This is a genomic window from Microbacterium allomyrinae (genome assembly GCF_020682705.1).
Classification (GTDB): Bacteria; Actinomycetota; Actinomycetes; order Actinomycetales; family Microbacteriaceae; genus Microbacterium; species Microbacterium allomyrinae.
This window is the reverse complement of sequence record NZ_JAGTTN010000001.1, coordinates 1,226,510-1,245,546: the sequence shown is the minus strand read 5'-3', so window position 1 is coordinate 1,245,546 and position 19,037 is coordinate 1,226,510. Positions and strand designations below refer to the sequence as shown.

General features: G+C 70.3%; 17 protein-coding genes. 12 read left to right on the top strand and 5 right to left on the bottom strand.

The annotated features are described in order from the left end of the window. Window positions 1–451: 451 nt before the first annotated feature. Entirely contained in the window at window positions 452–1,234 is a 783-nt protein-coding gene (gene cofE / locus KEC57_RS05705) for a coenzyme F420-0:L-glutamate ligase (RefSeq protein ID WP_229383546.1), read from the bottom strand. Between the two features lie 63 nt (window positions 1,235–1,297). Next, window positions 1,298–1,804: a GNAT family N-acetyltransferase gene (locus KEC57_RS05700; RefSeq protein ID WP_229383545.1), complete on the bottom strand. Its 507-nt coding sequence runs from the start codon at window positions 1,802–1,804 to the stop codon at window positions 1,298–1,300. A 141-nt stretch (window positions 1,805–1,945) separates the two neighbouring features. Between KEC57_RS05700 and KEC57_RS05695 the strand changes: the two genes are divergently transcribed. The 4 genes from KEC57_RS05695 to KEC57_RS05680 all read left to right on the top strand — a co-directional run bounded on the left by KEC57_RS05695 (window position 1,946) and on the right by KEC57_RS05680 (window position 8,037). Next, window positions 1,946–2,506, top strand: coding sequence for a thioesterase family protein (locus tag KEC57_RS05695; RefSeq protein ID WP_229383544.1), 561 nt, complete (start codon window positions 1,946–1,948; stop codon window positions 2,504–2,506). Between the two features lie 114 nt (window positions 2,507–2,620). Further along, window positions 2,621–3,133 carry a hypothetical protein gene (locus tag KEC57_RS05690; protein ID WP_229383543.1) on the top strand — a complete coding sequence of 171 codons (513 nt, stop codon included), beginning with the start codon at window positions 2,621–2,623 and terminating at the stop codon, window positions 3,131–3,133. A 112-nt stretch (window positions 3,134–3,245) separates the two neighbouring features. Next, window positions 3,246–4,133 carry a DUF1214 domain-containing protein gene (locus KEC57_RS05685; RefSeq protein ID WP_229383542.1) on the top strand — a complete coding sequence of 296 codons (888 nt, stop codon included), beginning with the start codon at window positions 3,246–3,248 and terminating at the stop codon, window positions 4,131–4,133. A 115-nt stretch (window positions 4,134–4,248) separates the two neighbouring features. Beyond that, the gene (locus tag KEC57_RS05680; RefSeq protein ID WP_229383541.1) at window positions 4,249–8,037 is read left to right on the top strand and encodes a proline dehydrogenase family protein; all 3,789 of its coding nucleotides are present in this window, start codon (window positions 4,249–4,251) and stop codon (window positions 8,035–8,037) included. Between the two features lie 94 nt (window positions 8,038–8,131). Here the strand turns inward: KEC57_RS05680 and KEC57_RS05675 are convergent, their stop codons facing one another. Then, on the bottom strand, window positions 8,132–8,851 hold the full coding sequence (locus tag KEC57_RS05675) for a DUF4386 domain-containing protein (RefSeq protein ID WP_229383540.1): 720 nt from the start codon (window positions 8,849–8,851) through the stop codon (window positions 8,132–8,134). A 95-nt stretch (window positions 8,852–8,946) separates the two neighbouring features. Here KEC57_RS05675 and KEC57_RS05670 point away from each other — a divergent pair, with 95 nt between their 5' ends. From KEC57_RS05670 to rocD, 5 genes are all read left to right on the top strand, one after another. Continuing rightward, a complete protein-coding gene (locus tag KEC57_RS05670; protein ID WP_229383539.1) occupies window positions 8,947–9,381 on the top strand; it encodes a hypothetical protein in 435 nt (144 codons plus the stop codon). Further along, a complete protein-coding gene (locus KEC57_RS05665; protein WP_229383538.1) occupies window positions 9,381–9,596 on the top strand; it encodes a helix-turn-helix transcriptional regulator in 216 nt (71 codons plus the stop codon). Before KEC57_RS05670 ends, KEC57_RS05665 begins: the two co-directional genes overlap by 1 nt. Before the next feature lies 1 nt (window position 9,597). Beyond that, a complete protein-coding gene (locus KEC57_RS05660) occupies window positions 9,598–10,665 on the top strand; it encodes an NAD(P)-dependent alcohol dehydrogenase (RefSeq protein WP_229383537.1) in 1,068 nt (355 codons plus the stop codon). Between the two features lie 275 nt (window positions 10,666–10,940). Next, on the top strand, window positions 10,941–11,741 hold the full coding sequence (gene ddaH, locus KEC57_RS05655) for a dimethylargininase (protein WP_229383706.1): 801 nt from the start codon (window positions 10,941–10,943) through the stop codon (window positions 11,739–11,741). A gap of 14 nt (window positions 11,742–11,755) precedes the next feature. After that, window positions 11,756–12,982, top strand: a complete 1,227-nt coding sequence (gene rocD, locus KEC57_RS05650; protein ID WP_276573321.1) for an ornithine--oxo-acid transaminase — start codon at window positions 11,756–11,758, stop codon at window positions 12,980–12,982. 34 nt (window positions 12,983–13,016) lie between these two features. Here rocD and KEC57_RS05645 read toward each other — a convergent pair whose 3' ends face one another. Then, a complete protein-coding gene (locus KEC57_RS05645) occupies window positions 13,017–13,724 on the bottom strand; it encodes a FadR/GntR family transcriptional regulator (RefSeq protein ID WP_229383536.1) in 708 nt (235 codons plus the stop codon). A 76-nt stretch (window positions 13,725–13,800) separates the two neighbouring features. Beyond that, a complete protein-coding gene (locus tag KEC57_RS05640) occupies window positions 13,801–15,426 on the bottom strand; it encodes a molybdopterin-dependent oxidoreductase (RefSeq protein ID WP_229383535.1) in 1,626 nt (541 codons plus the stop codon). Window positions 15,427–15,545: 119 nt separating this feature from the next. On the opposite strand from KEC57_RS05640, the gene KEC57_RS05635 reads away from it, so the two are divergent. The 3 genes from KEC57_RS05635 to KEC57_RS05625 are packed head-to-tail and all read left to right on the top strand — an operon-like array spanning window position 15,546 to window position 19,026. Further along, entirely contained in the window at window positions 15,546–17,258 is a 1,713-nt protein-coding gene (locus KEC57_RS05635) for a circularly permuted type 2 ATP-grasp protein (RefSeq protein ID WP_229383534.1), read from the top strand. After that, a complete protein-coding gene (locus KEC57_RS05630) occupies window positions 17,252–18,184 on the top strand; it encodes an alpha-E domain-containing protein (RefSeq protein ID WP_229383533.1) in 933 nt (310 codons plus the stop codon). Before KEC57_RS05635 ends, KEC57_RS05630 begins: the two co-directional genes overlap by 7 nt. Further along, window positions 18,181–19,026: a transglutaminase family protein gene (locus KEC57_RS05625; protein WP_229383532.1), complete on the top strand. Its 846-nt coding sequence runs from the start codon at window positions 18,181–18,183 to the stop codon at window positions 19,024–19,026. Before KEC57_RS05630 ends, KEC57_RS05625 begins: the two co-directional genes overlap by 4 nt. Window positions 19,027–19,037 lie beyond the last annotated feature (11 nt).

Genomic DNA, 19,037 nt, shown 5'->3' with positions numbered 1-19,037 from the left:
TCGCCCCGGGGCGAGTCGGGGGTACCTGTCGCGCTGTGGATCTGTCACGCGCCGCGACCCGCGCTCGCGCGGACCTCGGATCCTCAGCACGGGATTGCGGGCTGCCGGTCGCGGCTCGGCCCGGCCCGCGTGTGCGCCCGCCCCGGGGCGGATTCGTCATGTTGGGGCGGGATATTCCCGCCCCGGGGTGAGTCGGGTGCCCCGGGGCGGAATCGTCACGCGGACGGGCGAGCGGATGCCGCCCCCGCGGACCGCGCGCAACTGCCCGTGTGTGCCCGGCCCGGCCCGGCCCGGCCCGTGTGTGCGCCCGCCCCGGGGCGGATTCGTCACCGCGCCCGTGCGTGCCCGGCCCGGCCCGGCCCGCGTGTGCGCCCGGCCCGGGGCGGATTCGTCACGTTGGGGCGGGATGTTCCCGCCCCGGGGTGAGTCGGGGTGCCCCGGGGCGGATCCGTCACGCGGACGGGCGAGCGGATGCCGCGCCCGCGGCGAATCCGTCGGCGTAGGCCTCGTCGGCGCCGAGCCGGAACATGTCGCGTTCGAGCGGCCGCACGATCGACCGCGCTCCGGGCAGATCCAGCGCCCCGACGAGATCCGCCCTCCCGCGGACGACGGCGACCGGGAGCCGCGCCGACTTGCCCTTGACGAGGTCGGTCGCGCCGGCGAGTTCGTCGGCGACGCAGGGGAGCGTCACGATCAGCGGCCGGCCCTCGGCATCCGTTCCCCCGCGCAGGTCTTCGAAGACATGGATGCCGCCCGCGCCGATCGCCTGATCGGTCTGGCCTTCGCGCCACGCGCGGCCGAGGGTGTCGGAGACGATGACCCCGACCTCGACGCCGAGACGCTCGCGCAGACCCGCGGCGATGCTGCGCGCCGACGCGTCGGGATCGACGGGGAGCAGCAGCACCGTGCCCTCGGGGGTGTTCGAGGCATCGACGCCTGCGGCGGCGGACACCATGCCGAGACGGTTCTCGACGATGCGCGTCGTATGCCCCGTGGGTGACGTGCGCGATGCCACGACCCGCACCGTCTCGCCGGTGATGGCGTCTTCGCGGTCGTCGGCGACGACGAAACGGTCCTCGGCCTTCGACACGATCTTCGAGGTGACGACGAGGATGTCACCGTCGGCGAGGTCGGAACCGGCGGCCTGTGCGATCACCTCGACGAGGTCGGTGCCCGCCGTGATCTCAGGGATGCCTTCGAGGGGCCAGACGGTGAGCGCGGGTATGCGGGGCATGTCGTCCAGTCTCGCGGATGCCGCGGACCGCCCGGCGAACCGGACACGCCCTGTGCGCGAGAGTCAGCGGACGAAGCGCACTTCGGTGAGCGTCTCGCCGAGGAAGGGCTCGGTGTGCGCCGCGCCGTCGAGGGCGAATCCGTTGCGCTCGTAGAAGCGGTGGGCGCGCGGGTTGTCGTCGGCGACCCAGAGGTACAGTTCGTCCCCGTCGGGCACGACCGCGTCGAACAGTCGCTGGCCGATGCCGGTGCCGTGATACGCGTCGAGAAGATAGATGAAGTACAGCTCGTGGAAGCGCGGGGCATCTTTGTCGCGAGCGGGACCGGAACCGGCGAAGCCGACGATCTCGCCGTTCACGAGAGCGGCGTACATCTTGAATTCGGGACCCTGCACGGCCCAGTGGGTCCACAGCTCCGCGAGGCGCCGGGGCGAGACCGCTTCGAGCGCGGCCTTGCTGATGAGGTGATCGTACGTCTCGTGCCAGCAGGTGGCGTGGACGCGCCCGAGGGCCTCTGCGTCGACGTCTCGGACCGGACGGACGACGATGTCGGTCTGGGTTTCGGCTTCCATGGCCAGACTCTACGCGCGCCCGAGCGCGGGGCGAAATCGACGCCGAGGGCTGCGGGGGCCTGTGTGAACGCCGAGTGTCGTGCTGTCGCAATCCCACAACCGAATGCGTCGAACGGATGCCGATCGCTACTATCACTGCTCGTGAACGTGATCTGGCGGACCCTGCTCGTGATGCTCAGCGCGCGCCGGCGCGCACGTCGATACGGCCGGCTCGGACCCGCTGAGATCAGCCGTATCAGGCTGACGACGCTGCCGACCGACATCGACCTGCTGCGCCATATGAACAACGGCCGCTATCTGTCGCTGTTCGACCTCGGCCGCTGGGATCTGCTGGTGCGCACGGGGCTCTGGAACGTCATGCAGAAGCGCGGCTGGTACGCGGTCGTGTCGAGCGAGACGGTCACCTTCCGCAAGTCGCTCGAGCTGTGGCAGCGGTTCGACGTCGAGTCGCGGATGATCGGCCACGACGACAAGGCGGTGTATCTCGAGCACCGTGCCGTGGTCGGCGGCGAGGTCTATGCCCGCGTCATCGTGCGCGCCCGCATGATGAAGCGCAGCGGCGGAACGCTCAGTCATGAGGAGCTGTTCGCGGCGGTCGGGCGACCCGAGGGAATCCCCGAGGTGGACGCGTGGGTGCACGAGTGGGCCGCGGCATCCGCTCTTCCTCCCACTCGTGCCCAGGCGCCCAGCGTCTGGGAGTGAGCGGGCTAGCGCATCGCCGGTGACCGCGCAAGCGGTTTGCCGGAGGTTCGAACCTGCGGTTGCGTGGTCGCAGCGCCGGCGACCCGGCCGGCGCAGAACCGGAAGGAGTGCGCCGTGGACACGAGCACCCTGATCTGGATCATCGTCGGCATCGCGATCGTGCTCGCGATCGTGCTCGTTGCGCTGCTGGTGACGGCTCGCGGGCGCCGTGAGCGGCGACGCGAGCATCAGCACGACCGTGCCGAGAAGCTTCGCGCCGACGCGCGCGAGACCGAGATCGAGGCGCGGGAGCACGAGGCGGAGGCGGCGCGGGCGAGGGCCGACGCCGCGGCGGCGGCCGCTGAGGCGGAGGCGGCCCGCGCACGGGCGGCGGAGGCTTCGGTCCAATCCGAGAAGCGTGCCGGGACGATCGACGACCATAGGAGCGATGCCGAACGTCTGCGTGCCGAGCAGGCGGAGACCCTGCGCAAGGCCGACGCCGTGGATCCCTACGTCGACACCGCGAACGAGCGGGCGCATGCGGATGACACGGTGCGTCCGCGTGACGACACCGACGTCGATGCCGTGTCGACGACGGATGCTGCCGACGGGCCGGTGTCGCGAGACGGCCGGACAGAGCGGGGCTGATTTCCGGCTGTTCCCCGGGTTTCGTGAAGTCCGGGTGCGGGCGCGTGGAAAGATCGGCGTCGTGGCTATTCGGGTGAACGCAGACAATTTCGTTCGTGCTGAGACGGATCGGATGTTCCACGATCTTCAGGAGAGCGGGGGCGGGGTCAACGTGATCCTGCATCATCGGGAGCCGGCGGCGATCGATGACCAGGCCGTGATTCGGCTGAATCGGGACACGCTCTACAGCTTCGTCGTGGTCGACCTGGCGGGTGGCGCGACCTTGTCGCTTCCGGACCCGGGGCAGCGGTATCTGTCGGCGATGGTGGTCAGTGAAGATCACTTTGTGACGGCGATCTTCCACGACGCGGGGGAGTACGAACTCAGTGCGGACGAACTGGGAAGTCGCTATGTGGTCGTGGCCGTCCGGATCCTCGTCGACCCGGCCGACCCCGCGGACATCGCCGAGGTGGCGGCGCTGCAGAATCAGATCACGCTGACGAGTCGTTCTGCGGAGCCCTTTGCGTACCCGGACTATGACACGGCGTCGTTCAACGAGACGCGCGATGCGCTGCTTTCGCTGGCCCGCAGCCTGACCGGCTTCGATCACATGTTCGGCACGAAGGACGACGTCCAGCCTGTCCGACATCTGATCGGAACCGCGGCCGGGTGGGGTGGCCTGCCGACCAGTGAGGCGTCCTATATCGGTGTCGACCCGCGCCTGCCGGTCGGGCACTACGAACTCACCGTCGGAGATGTTCCTGTCGACGGGTTCTGGTCTATCTCGGTCTACAACGCGAAGGGCTTCTTCGAACCCAACGATCGCGACGCCTATACCGTCAACAACATCACCGCGGTCAAGAACGCGGACGGGTCGACGACGGTGCGGTTCGGCGATTATCCGGTGGGGACGCCGAACGCGATCCCGATCACCGAGGGGTGGAACTACCTCGTTCGGCTCTACCGACCGCGTCCCGAGATCGCCGACGGCAGCTGGGTGTTCCCCGAGATCGCCGGATAGTCGACTCTCCCACGGCCAGAATGCCGGCGGAGAAGAGTCGGCATCCCGGTCGCGCGTGGCGCACACGCTGTGCACAAGCCACGGCGCGGCGAGGCGCGAGGCTAGGCTTGACGACATGGTGACCGACCCGATCCCGGGGGACACCGACCTCACGGCGCGTGGCGAAGACCTCGCTTCGCGTGCCGTGGCACTGGCGCAGCGGTGGATCACCGAGAGCGCCGCGGTCGACGTGGACCCCGCTGCCGAGCGACTGGCCGGCGTGCTCAAGGACCGCAACGGCCTGCCGTTCACGTTGGGCTTCGTCGACGGTGTGATGCGTCCCGAGAGCCTTGCGGCCGCGGCATCCAATCTCCACCGCGTCGCTCCGCTGGTGCCGGAATTCCTGCCGTGGTACCTGCGCGCCGCGGTACGGGTGGGGGGCGCCGTCGCCCCGGTGCTGCCGATGCCCGTCGTGCCGATCGCGCGCCGCGTGCTGCGTGAGATGGTCGGGCATCTCGTGGTCGATGCGCGTCCCGAGAAGCTCGGCCCGGCGATCGCCGCGATCCGTGAATCCGGGGCGCGGCTCAACCTCAATCTGCTCGGCGAAGCGGTGCTCGGCGAGCAGGAGGCACTGCGCCGGCTCGACGGCATCCACGAGCTGATCCGTCGCCCCGACGTGGACTACGTGTCGGTGAAGGTCTCGGCGATCGCCAGCCACATCTCGATGTGGGCGTTCGACGAGGTGGTCGACAAGGTCGTGGGCCGCCTTCTCCCGCTGTATCTTTCGGCCGCTTCGACGGATTCGGCGACCGGTGGTCCGACCTTCATCAACCTCGATATGGAGGAGTACCGCGACCTCGACCTCACGATCGCGGTCTTCACGCGGCTGCTCGAGGACCCGCGCCTGCAGGGGCTCGAAGCGGGCATCGTGCTGCAGGCGTACCTGCCCGACGCCCTCCCTGCTCTGGAGCAGCTCACCGCGTGGGCGCAGCAGCGCGTCGCGGCGGGCGGGGCTCGCATCAAGGTGCGACTCGTGAAGGGCGCGAATCTCGCGATGGAGCGAGTGGATGCCGTCCTGCACGGCTGGTCGCTCGCCACCTACGACGCGAAGGTCGACTCCGACGCGAACTACGTGCGGTGCCTGAGGTTCGCGCTGCGCCCCGAGCACACGGCGGCCGTGCGTATCGGAGTCGCCGGCCACAACCTGTTCGACATCGCGTACGCGTGGCTGCTCGCAGGCGCCCCGAAAGCAGACGTCCGGGCGGATGTCGAGTTCGAGATGCTCCTGGGAATGGCGCAGGGGCAGGTCGAGGCGGTCGCGCGCGAGGTCGGGCAGGTGCTGCTCTACGTCCCCGTGGTGCGCCCCGATGAGTTCGATGTCGCCATCAGCTATCTCGTGCGGCGCCTCGAAGAGAACGCGTCGAGCGAGAACTTCCTCTCCGCCGCCTTCGAGCTCGCCGACGATCCGGCGATGTTCGACCGCGAGCGCGACCGGTTCCTGGACTCGCTCGCCCGCGCCGACGACCCGGCTCTGGTGACAGGACCGCGTCGCGCGCAGGACCGCAGCACTCCGCCGACGGACTCGCCCCGCGCCCGCGCTCGCCTCTTGCGCGGCGCACCGGCCGACGAGGACGCCGGGCTCACGCAGGCCGTCATCGGCATCGCGCAGTCGGCCGCCGCGCCCGACGAGGGCGCCACCGCCGATACGGCACCGATCGCCCCGGTTTCGTCGGAGCAGGTGTTCGGCGGCGTGGAGTATGTCGAGACGGCGGTCTTCGCACCGCGTGAGGCGGCGACGCGGGCGCCTGGTGCGCCGGGGTTCCGCAATGCCCCCGATACCGACCCGGCGCTGCCCGGCAACCGGGCGTGGGCACGCGACATCCTCGCTCGCATCGAGACGTCACGCGCTGGCGACGCGACGATCGCGGCGGCGCGTGTCACCGATGAGCCGGCGCTGCAGCGCATCGTCGCGCGGGTGCGTGACGCCGCGGACCGCTGGGGCGCCCTGCCTGCGGCCGATCGAGCCGGCGTGCTGGCCGAGGCGGCACACGCGCTCGAGGCTCGTCGGGGCGAACTCATCGAGGTCGCGGCGTCCGAGACGGGCAAGGTGTTCGCCGAAGCCGACGTCGAGGTCAGCGAGGCCGTCGACTTCGCGAACTACTACGCCGCGACCGCCCGCGAGCTCGATCGGGTGAGCGGTGCCGTCTTCGAACCGGCGCGACTGACCGTCGTCACGCCGCCGTGGAACTTTCCGATCGCGATCCCCGCCGGGGGGGTGCTGGCCGCGCTCGCCGCGGGATCGGGCGTCGTCTTCAAGCCGGCTCCCCAGGCTCGTCGCTGCGCCGCCGTGGTGGCGGAGGCGCTGTGGGATGCCGGTGTCCCGCGTGATGTGCTGGCGCTGGTCGATATCGACGAGGGCGGGCTGGGGCAGGCGCTCATCGCCCACCCCGACGTCGACCGGGTCATCCTCACCGGCTCATGGGAGACCGCTGCACTGTTCCGCTCGTGGCGTCCCGAGCTTCCGCTCCTGGCCGAGACCAGCGGCAAGAACGCGATGATCGTGATGCCGTCCGCCGACCTCGACCTCGCGGCATCCGATCTCGTCAAAAGCGCCTTCGGGCATGCCGGCCAGAAATGCTCTGCGGCGTCGCTCGCGATCCTGGTCGGCCCCGTCGGGCACTCGCAGCGTTTCGCGCGGCAGCTCGTCGACGCCGCGACCTCGCTGCGCATCGGGCCTCCCACCGACCCGCTGTCGGAGGTGGGCCCCGTGATCGAGCCGCCGCACGGCAAGCTCGAATGGGCGCTGACGACTCTCGACGACGGTGAGCGGTGGCTCGTCGCCCCGCAGGCCCTAGACGCTTCGCCCGAGTACGCGGGCCGCATGTGGAGTCCCGGAATCCGCACCGGGGTGCAGCCGGGTTCGCGCGTGCATCTCGAGGAGTTCTTCGGACCGGTGCTCGGCGTCATGCACGCGTCGTCGCTGTCGCACGCGATCGAGCTGCAGAACGCCGTCGCCTACGGGCTGACGGCGGGGCTCTACACGCAGAACCCCGACGATCTGGCGACCTGGCTCGATCGGGTCGAGGCCGGCAACCTCTACGTGAATCGCGGCATCACCGGTGCGATCGTGCAGCGCCAGCCCTTCGGCGGCTGGAAGCGATCCTCCGTCGGCGCGGGGACGAAGGCCGGCGGCCCCAACTACCTGATCGGCCTCGGGCGATGGCGTGCGACGTCGGGCAGCGCGACCTCGACCACCCTGCACCTGCGCGGACTCGATTCGCGCATCGCGACGGTCATCGAGGCGGCGCAGCCGTCGCTGGACTACGAATCGTTCGAGTGGCTCCGCCGCGCCGCACTGTCGGATGCGATCGTGTGGGACCGCGAGTTCGGCCAGGTGAAGGACGTCTCGGGTCTGGGCATCGAGCGCAACCTCTTCCGCTACCGTCCCGTCGCATCCGTCGCGCTGCGGGCAACGGGCGATGCGACCTGGCAGTCCGTGCTGCGGGTCGTCCTCGCGGGCATCCGGGCGGGGTCCGCGCTCACGCTCAGCGTTCCGGTCGGCCTTCCCGCGCCGGTGCGCCGCGCGCTGAGCGAGCAGGGCATCGGGGTCTTCGTCGAGACCGACGAGCAATGGATCGGGCGGCTCACTCACCCCGCAGAGGTCGAGGATCCGCTGCTCGAACAGGTCGAGGCATCCGTACCGCCGCCGTCGCGCGTGCGGCTGATGGGCGCACGCGCGAGCGTGGTCGCCCTGCACGGCCGCCTCGCCGAGGTCGTCGCGGGCAACCCCGACCTCGCCGTCTTCGACAACGACGTGACGACGGCCGGACGCCTCGAGATGCTGCCCTTCCTGCACGAGCAGTCGATCACGATCACCGCGCACCGCTTCGGCAATCCCGATCCGTGGTCGGAGGGTGTGATCTGACGCCATGCGTCGGCGCGGCCGCGCGCCGCGAACAGCGGTCCAGGCCCCGCAGGTGTTCGGAACCCGCGAAGCCCGGACGTGATCGTCTCGGCCGTCACCGGTCGCGCGTGGCTGCCACGGGCTCAGGAATCGCGCCGGCGGGGGAGACGGCGAGAGCGGGACGGATGCCGCAGACGAGCAGGTAGCCGATCATCCAGAGCTCTCCGATCGTGGCCGGGATCACCATCACGTCGCCGACGACGCTCGGCAGCCACGGCGCGGACGAGCTGAGGAAGGCGTCGAGCACGTATCCCGCTCCGCCGATGACGAGGATCCAGCCGAGTACGCGCGGGAACCGACGGGTCGAGAGTGCGAACCAGCCCATCGGGATGAGCCAGAGCCCGAAGAACACCGCCCCGACGGTCCAGAACGCATCGGCGACGGCGAACAGGGCCGCGATCATCACCGGGTCGCCGACCGGGGAGGGACTCGAGGCGAGACCGTACGCGGCGACGATCATCGCGGCGCTGCCGAGCACCGCGGCCGCGTTGGCCATGCCGAACGTGGCGACGCTGAAGGCCGCGACCGGCCGATCGGCGCGGAAGAGGGCGTAGAAGCCGACGGCCGCCAGCGCTTGGGCGACGACGATCAGCAGCTCGAGGGCGATCGCGGCCTGAACGAGAGCGCCGCGGTCGACGAGGTTCGCGAGTGTGGCCGCGGAGTCGCCGGGGACGTGCAGCTGCGGTCTGAGCACGAGGAAGCCGAGCATGCCGGCCAGGGCGAGGCCGAGATAGGCCCCGCCGGTCCAGCGCGCCGTGCGGGTGGGGGTGAACATGTCGTCTCCATTCGTAGATGTCAAACATTCTTGACAGGAACGGTAAGCCTGACTATCGTCAATGTCAAGAAAGTTAGACACGGTCGGAGAAGGAAATGGTCTACGAAGAGCGCAACATCTGGGCGAGCCTCATCGTCAGCGCGATCGGGATGATCGTGTACGTCGTAGTCGTGCTGCAGCAGGCCGGCGGAGGGCCGCTCACCGAGGTCGACTGGGTGCCGATCATGCTGTGGACGATCGGAGCGAGCATCGTCGCCGCGATCGTGGTGAGCATCGCATGGGGCATGATCGCGGGCGTCCGAGACCCCGACGGCGTCGGCAAGAGCGACCAGCGCGATCGTGACATCGCGCACATGTCGACGCGCGTGGGGCAGGCGTTCCTCGTGATCGCAGGGCTCGGAGTCCTCGTGCTGTGCGCGCTCGAGGCCGATTGGTTCTGGATCGCCAACACGATGTTCTTCGGCTTCGCCGCGTCATCGATCATCGGCGGCCTCGCGAGCGTGATCGCCTATCGCCGGGGGCTCGTCTGATGGTCAAGCCCACCAAGGTCACCAACTCGATCCGCGCCGCGCGAGAGGCATCCGGCATGACTCAGGCCGAGCTCGCTCGCCAGGTGGGAGTCACCCGTCAGACCCTCATCGCCATCGAGCAGGGCAAGTACTCGCCGACCCTCGAACTGGCGTTCCAGCTGTCCCGCGCGTTCGGCGTGGGTCTCGACGATCTTTTCGCATACCCGGAGGCATGACATGACCGACAGCGCTCGCCGCACCCCCGCGGCTCCTCGGACCGACACCATGCCGGCGTGGCGGCAGGCACGCTACGGCGGCCCCGAGGTCGTGGCGCTCGGCATCGTCGACGTTCCCGTGCCGCGTCGGGGAGAAGTGCTCCTCCGCCTGCGGGCGACCGGGCTCAACAACGGCGACGTGCGCGTGATGCACGGCGAACCGCTGCTGCTGCGCACCGCGTTCGGATTCGGGCGTCCGCGGCAGGCGATCCGGGGAATGGATGCCGCGGCCACCGTCGTCGCGATCGGCGATGGCGTCCGTGGGTTCGCGGTGGGCGACGAGGTCGTGGGCGAGCTCCCGCAGGGCGGGGGGCTCGCGCGGTACGCCGTCGCGCCTGCTGCGCGTCTCGTGCCGCGCCCCGCCGGCCTCGACCCGCTGGTCGCAGCCTCGCTTCCCGTTGCGGGCGGCACCGCCTGGCAGGCGCTCGAACGCGGAGGAGTGACGGATGCTCCCGCGCAGGCGGCCGGTACCCGCGGTGCTGCGCCGGGCCGGCGCGTGCTCGTGATCGGCGCCTCGGGCGGCGTCGGCACGTTCGCGGTCCAGCTCGCAGCGCTGCGCGGAGCCGAGGTCTGGGCGCTGTGCGGCCCGCACAATCGCGCACTGGTCGAGGGTCTCGGGGCGGCGCGCACATTCGACTACCGCGTGGTGCAGCCCGGTGCCCCCGAACTCGGCGTGGGCTCCTTCGACGCCGTGATCGACATCGCCGGCACGGCGCCGCTGCGGGAACTGCAGCGTCTCGTGCGCGCCGGCGGACGCGTCGTGCTGGTGTCGGGCGAGGGCGGCCGCGTGGTCGGACCAATCGGACGGATGCTGAGCGCCGCGCTGCTGTCGATCGGCTCGAAGCGGCCGCTGTGCGCGCTCGCCGCGACGGCGAAGCCCGACGTGCTCGCCCGGCTCGTCACGCTGGCGACGGAGGGGAGGCTCCGGCCGGTGATCGAGCGCACCTACGCATTCGCCGAGGCCGGCGCAGCGCTCTCGCGACTCGACACGCGGCACGTGGCCGGCAAGCTCGTCGTGGCCGCCGGCTAGCGGCGGACGCCGCGGATCCGCGGTCCTGCCCGGCCTTCATGAGAGAATGTGATCGGCGTGCCCGGTTGTCTCCCTTCGACCTGCAGCTCCTGAGCGAGCGCGCGAGCCGAAGGGCCGCCAGGCCCATGGACAGCGTCCGCCGCCCCTTCTCGAGGAGCAAGATGTCCACGCAGAACACCGCGTCCGCCGCTTCGACAGGCGCCGCCACCGCGACCAGCTCGCCGTCGGCAGCCGCGGCATCCGTCGGTCGAATCCCACAGCGCCGCCGCTACCTGATGTGTCGTCCCGAGCACTTCACGGTGAGCTACACGATCAATCCCTGGATGGAGCCGGCGAACCCGACCGACACCGCTCTCGCGGTGCGGCAGTGGCAGACGCTGTACGACACGTACATCGCGCTCGGTCACGAAGTGCACCTGATCGACCCGATCGAGGGCCTGCCCGACATGGTCTACACGGCCAACGGCGGTTTCGTGATCGACAACGTCGCGTACGGTGCGAAGTTCCGCTTCCAGGAGCGCGTGCCCGAGGGGCCGGCGTTCATGGAGTGGTTCGCCGCCAACGGCTTCGAAGTCGCCGCCCCCGTGGAGGTCAACGAGGGCGAGGGCGACTTCCTGCTCGTCGGCGACGCCATCCTCGCCGGCACCGGATTCCGCTCGACGGGCGACAGTCACCGTGAACTCGCCGAGGTCTTCGGCCGGGAGGTCGTGAGTCTGACCCTCGTCGACCCGCGGTTCTACCACCTCGACACCGCGATCTCGGTGCTCGATCCGGTCCAAGGACCCGGCGGCGCCGACCGGGCGAACATCGCGTACCTCCCCGGAGCGTTCGACGCGCGCAGCCGTCAGATCCTCGAGGAGCGCTACCCCGACGCGATCCTCGTCGACGACGCCGACGGCGCCGTCTTCGGCCTCAACTCGGCCAGCGACGGCCTCAACGTGATCATCTCGCCGCGTGCGAAGGGCTTCGAGGCCCAGCTGCGCGAGCGCGGGTACAACCCGGTGCTGGTCGACCTGTCCGAGCTGCTGCTCGGCGGCGGCGGCATCAAGTGCTGCACACTCGAGCTGCGGCGCTGACAGGAGACGGACGAATGACCCCTACCGCAGCCTCGCTCGACACCGCGATGATCCGCGTCATCGCAGGCGAACAAGAGCACGTCGCGCACAACTACCACCCCCTGCCCGTGGTGATCTCGCGCGGTGAGGGCGCGTGGGTGACGGATGTCGAGGGCAAGCGCTACCTCGACCTGCTCTCGGCCTACTCGGCGCTCAACTTCGGGCACGGGCATCCGGCTCTCCTGGCCGCCGCGCAGGAACAGCTGAACCGCCTCACGCTCACGAGCCGGGCCTATCACAACGATCGTCTCGGCCCCTTCGCGGCGGCACTCGCCGAGCTCTGCGGCAAAGAGGTCGTGCTGCCGATGAACACGGGCGCCGAGGCCGTGGAGACCGGCATCAAGGTCGCGCGCGCGTGGGGCTACCGCGTGAAGGGCATCGCTGCGGATGCCGCGACCATCGTCGTCGCGCACGGCAACTTCCATGGACGAACGACGACCATCGTCGGATTCAGCGACGACCCCGACGCGCACGGCGACTTCGGGCCGTTCACGCCGGGCTTCGTGCCGGTGCCGTTCGGGGATGCCGCAGCCATCGAGGCTGCGATCACGCCCGAGACCGCAGCCGTGCTCATCGAGCCGATCCAGGGCGAGGCCGGGATCGTCATCCCGCCCGAGGGGTATCTGCGGGCCGTGCGCGAGATCTGCACACGCCACAACGTGCTGTTCATCGCGGACGAGATCCAGTCGGGTCTCGGCAGGGTCGGCGAGACGTTCGCCTGCGACCGCGAGGGCGTCGTGCCCGACGTCTATCTGCTCGGCAAGGCGCTGGGCGGCGGCATCCTGCCGGTGTCGGCCGTCGTCGCCGATCGTGACGTGCTGGGCGTCATCCGTCCGGGCGAGCACGGCTCGACCTTCGGCGGAAACCCGCTCGCGGCCGCCGTCGGACTCCGCGTGGTCGAGATGCTGAAGACGGGCGAGTTCCAGAACCGCGCCAAGCTGCTCGGGGATCACCTCGCGTCGCGGCTCGAAGGGCTCGTGGGCCACGGCGTCACCGGGGTGCGCGTCGCCGGACTCTGGGCCGGAGTCGACATCGACCCCGCACAGGGCACCGGGCGTGAGATCGCAGAGCGCCTCATCGCGCGCGGCGTGCTCGTCAAGGACACGCACGGCCAGACCATCCGCATCGCTCCGCCCCTGGTGATCCGCTCGACCGAGCTCGACTGGGCCGTGGAGCAGCTGCGAGTGGTGCTCGCGGGCTGATCCTCCCGCGGCGCCGGAGCGCCGAGCAGGCGCTTCAGCCGACGGCGAGACCGGGCGTCAGGCCCGGGGCGGCACCGCCGAAGTGGCGCCGCATCGCGAGGCGGGCGCCCGCCGGATCGCGGGCCTCGATCGCGTCGACGATCTCGTAGTGGACGCTGTCGGTGCGGTCGGGCGCGTTTCCGTCCTCGCCCCCCTTCGCGACCTCGAGGCGGCGCTGCGCGATGTCGTCGCGCAGCACGTGGCTCAGGCCTTCGTGCAGGAAGCGCAGCACCGAGTTGTCGACCACCCGCTGCAGCCGCCGGTGGAAGGCGACATCGGCGTCGTGGGCGTCCTCGGCGTCGCCCGCGGCGTCCGACGCCACCATCCGGTCGACGTCGTCGCGCAGCGCGGCGATCTGCTCGGGCGTCGCGCGGTGGGCCGCCGCCTCGGCCAGCGCCTCTTCGAGCAGCACACGGGACTCCGAGAACTCGGCATCCGTCAGATACCCGAGTTCGCGGGCGATCGCGAAGAACGTGCGCACGAAGTCGTACGACGGATTCTCGATGAACGTCCCGCGACCCTGCGTGCGGTGCAGGAATCCCAGTCGCTCGAGCACGGCGAGCTGTTCGCGCAGCATCCCGCGGCTCATTCCGAGCGCTTCGCCCAGCTCGCGCTCCGGAGGCAGACGGCGCCTCCCGGTGTCTGCATCCACCGTCGCGAGTGCGAGCAGACGTCCGACGAGCACCTCAAGTGGATCAGGCAACACGTACCTCCCCAGGGACTGGCCTTCCCGGCATGCTATCGGGCAAGGCCGTTCGGGCAAGGCCGTCGGCGTGTCGTCAGAAGACCTGCACGTACCGCTCGTGCCAGCCGGTGGCGCCGTCCGGTGCCGGCGGTGCCTGGTCGGACGTCTGCGGCTCGCCGTCGCGGCCGGTCGCGCGGCATCTCAGCAGATGGTCCCCGACGGTGGCCGTCCACGGCAGGCTCCACTGCACCCACGTGTCGTCCGAGATGGCCGTCGCCAGCTGCGCCGGCCGCCATGCGCCCTCGTCGATCTGCACCTCGACACCCGAGATGCCGACGCCCTGGTGCCACGCGACGCCCGCGATCACGGTGTCGCCGGCGCTCAGCCCCTGCGCCTTGCGCGGCACGTCGATGCGCGACTGCAGTTTGATGGGACCGCGCTCGGACCACCCTCGATCCGTCCAGTAGGCGCGCGCCAGATCGAATCTCGTCACCTCGAGGTCGACCACCCACTTCGTGGCCGAGACGTATCCGTACAGGCCCGGCACGACCATGCGCACCGGGAAGCCGTGCTCGAGCGGCAGCGCCTCGCCGTTCATGCCCACCGCGAGGATCGAGTTGCGCTCGTCGGTCAGCGCCTCGAGCGGAGTGGATGCCGTGAATCCGTCGATCGAGCGCGACAGCACCATGTCGGCATCGGACGAAGGATTCGCGCGCGCCAGCAGCTCTCGCAGCGGGTATCCCAGCCACCGCGCGTTTCCGATCAGCGTGCCGCCCACCTCGTTCGAGACGCAGGCCAGTGTCGTCCAGCTCTCCTCGAGCGGCAGCGCGAGCAGTTCGTCCCAGGTGAGTTCGAACTCCTGCTCCACCATGCCGTGCACGCGCAGTCGCCAGTCGGCAGGATCGACCTCGGGAACGATGAGGGCGGTGTCGATGCGGTAGAAGGAGCCGTTCGGCGTCACGACGCGGGCGAGCCCCGCGATGGACAGCTCGGCACCCGAGGGGACCGCGGGTGCCAGGGTCGCCGGAGTCGGCAGGCGCAGCAGCCGGCGGGCGGCGGCGACGGTGGCCGATCCGGTGCTGCGAACGCTGCCTGCGATCGCAGCGAGGATGCCGGCTCCCGCGGCGGCACCCGCCCATACGAAGAAGGTGCGGCGGTCGGGGCGCGCGGCGGGCCGCTGTGCCGAGCTCCTCGGATCCGGCGCGGCGCCCCCGGTCTCGGCGCCTTGCGTCGCGGATCGCTCGGAGATCTGAGGAGTTCGGCGCACGGCGGAGCGCAGCAGGCGGACGAGCAGCCACAGCGTCAGGGCGCCGGTGGCCCCGGCCACGGCGGAGGGCAGCCAGGCCAGCGCACCCGCTCCGGGCCGGGTCGCCGCGATCACGGCCCCCGTGATGCCGAAGACCCCGACCACCACGGCGCCCCACGGCGGGCGCCGCGCCTCGAGCCATCCGGCGAGTCCGGCGAGCACGAGCCCCACCGCCACGATTCCGACGATGAGCGCGATCTTGTCGGCTGTGCCGAACAGCGCGATCGCGGTGTCCTTCGCCCACGCCGGCGCCAGATCGATGAGGGCCGAGCCGATCGCGGCGACGGGACTCGACGCGGGAGCGGCGAGACCGGCGACGAGTTCGCCCAGTCCCGCACCGAGCACGACCGCAGCCACCCCCGCGACCCACGAGAGGGGTGCGGGGATGCGGTCTGCCGTACGCGTGCGCGTCACGGTGTCAGCGTACGTCCGTGCCGGGCCGCGTGTCCTGATCCGCCCGAATGTCCCCGTGCGCAGGGCGGCGGCATCCGGTGGAAACACCGCGGCAACACGCCCCGCATTAGGCTCATCGCATGGGTGATCTGTTCGATGGCTACGGCTCCACGATCGCGCCTCGAAAGACGGCTTCGGGAGTGCCCGCGTTCGACGAGATGTTCGGCAGTCCGGCTCATCCCGGGGCGCTCGCCGAGTCGCGCGGGGCCTACCGAGAGCTCTATCAGGCGCTCGCGCAGATGACGCAGGAAGAACTGCGAGGCCGCACCGATTCGCTCGCGAGCTCGTACCTCGCGCAGGGCGTCACGTTCGACTTCGCCGGCGAGGAGCGTCCCTTCCCGCTCGACGCGGTGCCCCGGGTCATCACGTTCGACGAGTGGTCGCGCGTGGAGTCCGGTGTGAAGCAGCGCGTGCGCGCCCTCGAGGCATTCCTCGACGACGCGTACGGTCACCAGCACTGCGTCCGCGACGACGTGCTGCCGGCGGGGCTCATCGCGTCGTCGCAGTACTTCTACCGCCAGGCCGCCGGGATCCATGCCGCCAACGGCGTGCGCATCCAGGTGTCGGGCATCGATCTGATCCGCGACGAGCACGGCGAGATGCGCGTGCTCGAAGACAATGTGCGTGTGCCGTCCGGCGTCAGCTACGTCATCTCGAACCGCCGCGTCATGGCGCAGACGCTTCCCGAACTGTTCGTGTCGATGCGGGTGCGCCCTGTCGGCGACTACCCCAACAAGCTGCTGGCCGCGCTGCGGGCCTCGGCACCCGCCGGCATCGAAGACCCCAACGTGGTCGTGCTCACGCCCGGCGTCTACAACTCGGCCTACTTCGAGCACACGCTTCTGGCCCGCCTGATGGGCGTCGAGCTCGTCGAGGGGCGCGACCTGCTGTGCGTGGGCGGCAAGGTGTTCATGCGCACCACCCGCGGCCCGAAGCGCGTCGACGTCATCTATCGCCGTGTCGACGACGAGTTCCTCGATCCGCTGTCGTTCCGCGCCGACTCGATGCTCGGCGCTCCGGGCCTCATGCTCGCCGCGCGGCTGGGCAACGTCACGATCGCGAACGCGGTCGGCAACGGCGTCGCCGACGACAAGCTGCTCTACACCTACGTTCCCGACCTCATTCGCTACTACCTGGCCGAAGAGCCGATCCTCAAGAACGTCGACACGTGGCGGCTCGAAGACCCGGGTGCGCTCGAAGAGGTGCTGGACCGCCTCGACGAGCTGGTGGTGAAGCCGGTCGACGGCTCGGGCGGCAAGGGCCTGGTGGTGGGTCCGGATGCCTCGCCCGCCGAGCTCGAGAAGCTCCGCAAGAGCCTGCTCGCCGACCCGCGCGGCTGGATCGCACAGCCCGTGGTCATGCTCTCGACCATCCCGACCCTCGTCGAGGACGGCATGCGTCCGCGCCACGCCGACCTGCGCCCGTTCGCGGTGAACGACGGCGAAGACATCTGGGTGCTCCCGGGCGGACTGACCCGCGTCGCCCTGCCCGAGGGGCAGCTCGTCGTCAACTCCAGTCAGGGCGGCGGCTCGAAAGACACCTGGGTGATCGGCGGATCCGCCCCGTCGCACGTCGAATACGGGCAGGGCATCGGCGTGTCGGGCCTCGTCGCCGATCAGGCGGCGACCGTGACCGCCGCGATCCCGATCGTCTACGACGGCCAGCCCGAGCCGACGCACTCGCCGCAGGACCCGCCGCGCAGCCGCTCCGAGCAGCAGGAGCAGCAGCAGCAGGTGCAGCAGCAACGGGAACAGCAGCAGCAGGCATCGCAGGAGGGTGAGGCAGCATGCTGAGCCGCATCGCGGAATCTCTCTTCTGGATCGGGCGCTATATCGAGCGCAGCGACGGCACCGCACGCATCCTCGACGTGCACCTGCAGCTGCTCCTCGAAGACCCGTGGATCGACGAAGACACCGCATGCCGCTCGCTCCTCAGCGTCATGGGATCGGTCGCGCCCGAGGGCGTCGCCCATGTGCGCCGTGAAGACGTGCTGGCACGGCTGGCCGTCGACCGCACGAACCCGTCGAGCATCGCCTACGCGCTCACGGCATCGCGCGAGAACGCCCGCCGGGCCCGCGAGATCGTGTCGACCGAGCTGTGGGAGACCCTGAACACCACGAACGCACGGATGCCGCGGCGACTGCAGACCGACAAGGTGCACGAGTTCTTCCAGTGGGTGCGCGAACGCGCCGCGCTCGCGGTCGGCATCGTCGACTCGTCGACCAGTCGCGACGAGGCGTGGCAGTTCTTCACCCTCGGGCGGAGCATCGAGCGCACCGACATGACGGCTCGCCTGCTCGCCACGCGGTCGCTCACCGAGGCATCCGGTCCGTCGTGGACGACCATCCTGCGGTCGTGCGGCGCGTACGAGGCGTACCTGCGGACCTATCGCGGCATGCCCAGCGCGCGCAACGCCGCGGAGTTCCTGCTGCTGGATCGCCTGTTCCCCCGCTCGATCATCTACTCGATCCAGCGCGCCGAGGAGTGCATGAGCGCCATCGACCCGCGGGCCGACCGCGTCGGACACTCCAACACCGTGCTGCGGGCGCTGGGACAGATCCGCAACGACCTCGAGTACCGGCCGATCTCCGAGATCCTGGGCGAACTGCCGCTGCACATGGACCGCGTGCAGAAGGTCACGCGCGAGGCATCCGAGGCCATTCGCGGACGGTTCTTCCCGACGCAGGCCGAGCCCAGCTGGATCGGAGAGATCTCATGAAGCGCCTGCGCATCGAGCACCAGACCGGGTTCGGGTACGAGGGCGACGTGTCGGCCTCGTACAACGAGGCGCGGATGCTTCCCGGCTCGACCGACAGCCAGTTCGTGCTCAACTCGTCGCTCGACATCGAGCCGTCGACGTCGGTGAACCAGTACGTCGACTACTTCGGCACCCGTGTCGCGGCCTTCGACGTGCTCTCGCCGCACTCGTCCCTGACGATCACGGCGCGTTCGCTCGTCGAGGTGCGCCCGCGTCCGCTCGAGCACATCGATGTGACGTGGGACGTCCTCACGCGCGAGGCGGGCCGCTCGATCGAAACGGTCGAGCAGCTCGTTCAGACCGGTCGCACCCGCCCGCACCCCGAGGTGGCCGAGATCGCCAAGTCGATCGCGGCGCAGCACGATCACCCCGGACGCGCGGCCCATGCCATCTCGGCCGCTGTCGGCGACGCCGTCGAGTACATGCCGGGCATCACCGGGGTGCACTCCACCGCCAGCGAGGCGTGGGAGGCCCGCAAGGGCGTCTGCCAGGACATCACGCACATCACGCTCGGAGCCCTGCGCGAGGTCGGCATCCCGGCCCGCTATGTCTCGGGCTACCTCCACCCGCGCCCGTCTGCCGAGGTCGGCGTTGCCGTTCCGGGCGAGTCCCACGCCTGGATCGAGTGGTTCGCCGGCCAGTGGCAGGGCTTCGACCCGACCAACGGCATCGAGATCGGCGATCGCCATGTGCTCGTCGGTCGAGGCCGCGACTACGGCGACGTTCCGCCGTTGCGCGGCGTGTACGCCGGCCCGTTCAAGAGCAACCTGCACGTGAAGGTGACGATCACGCGCGAAGCGTAGCGAGCGGGTGC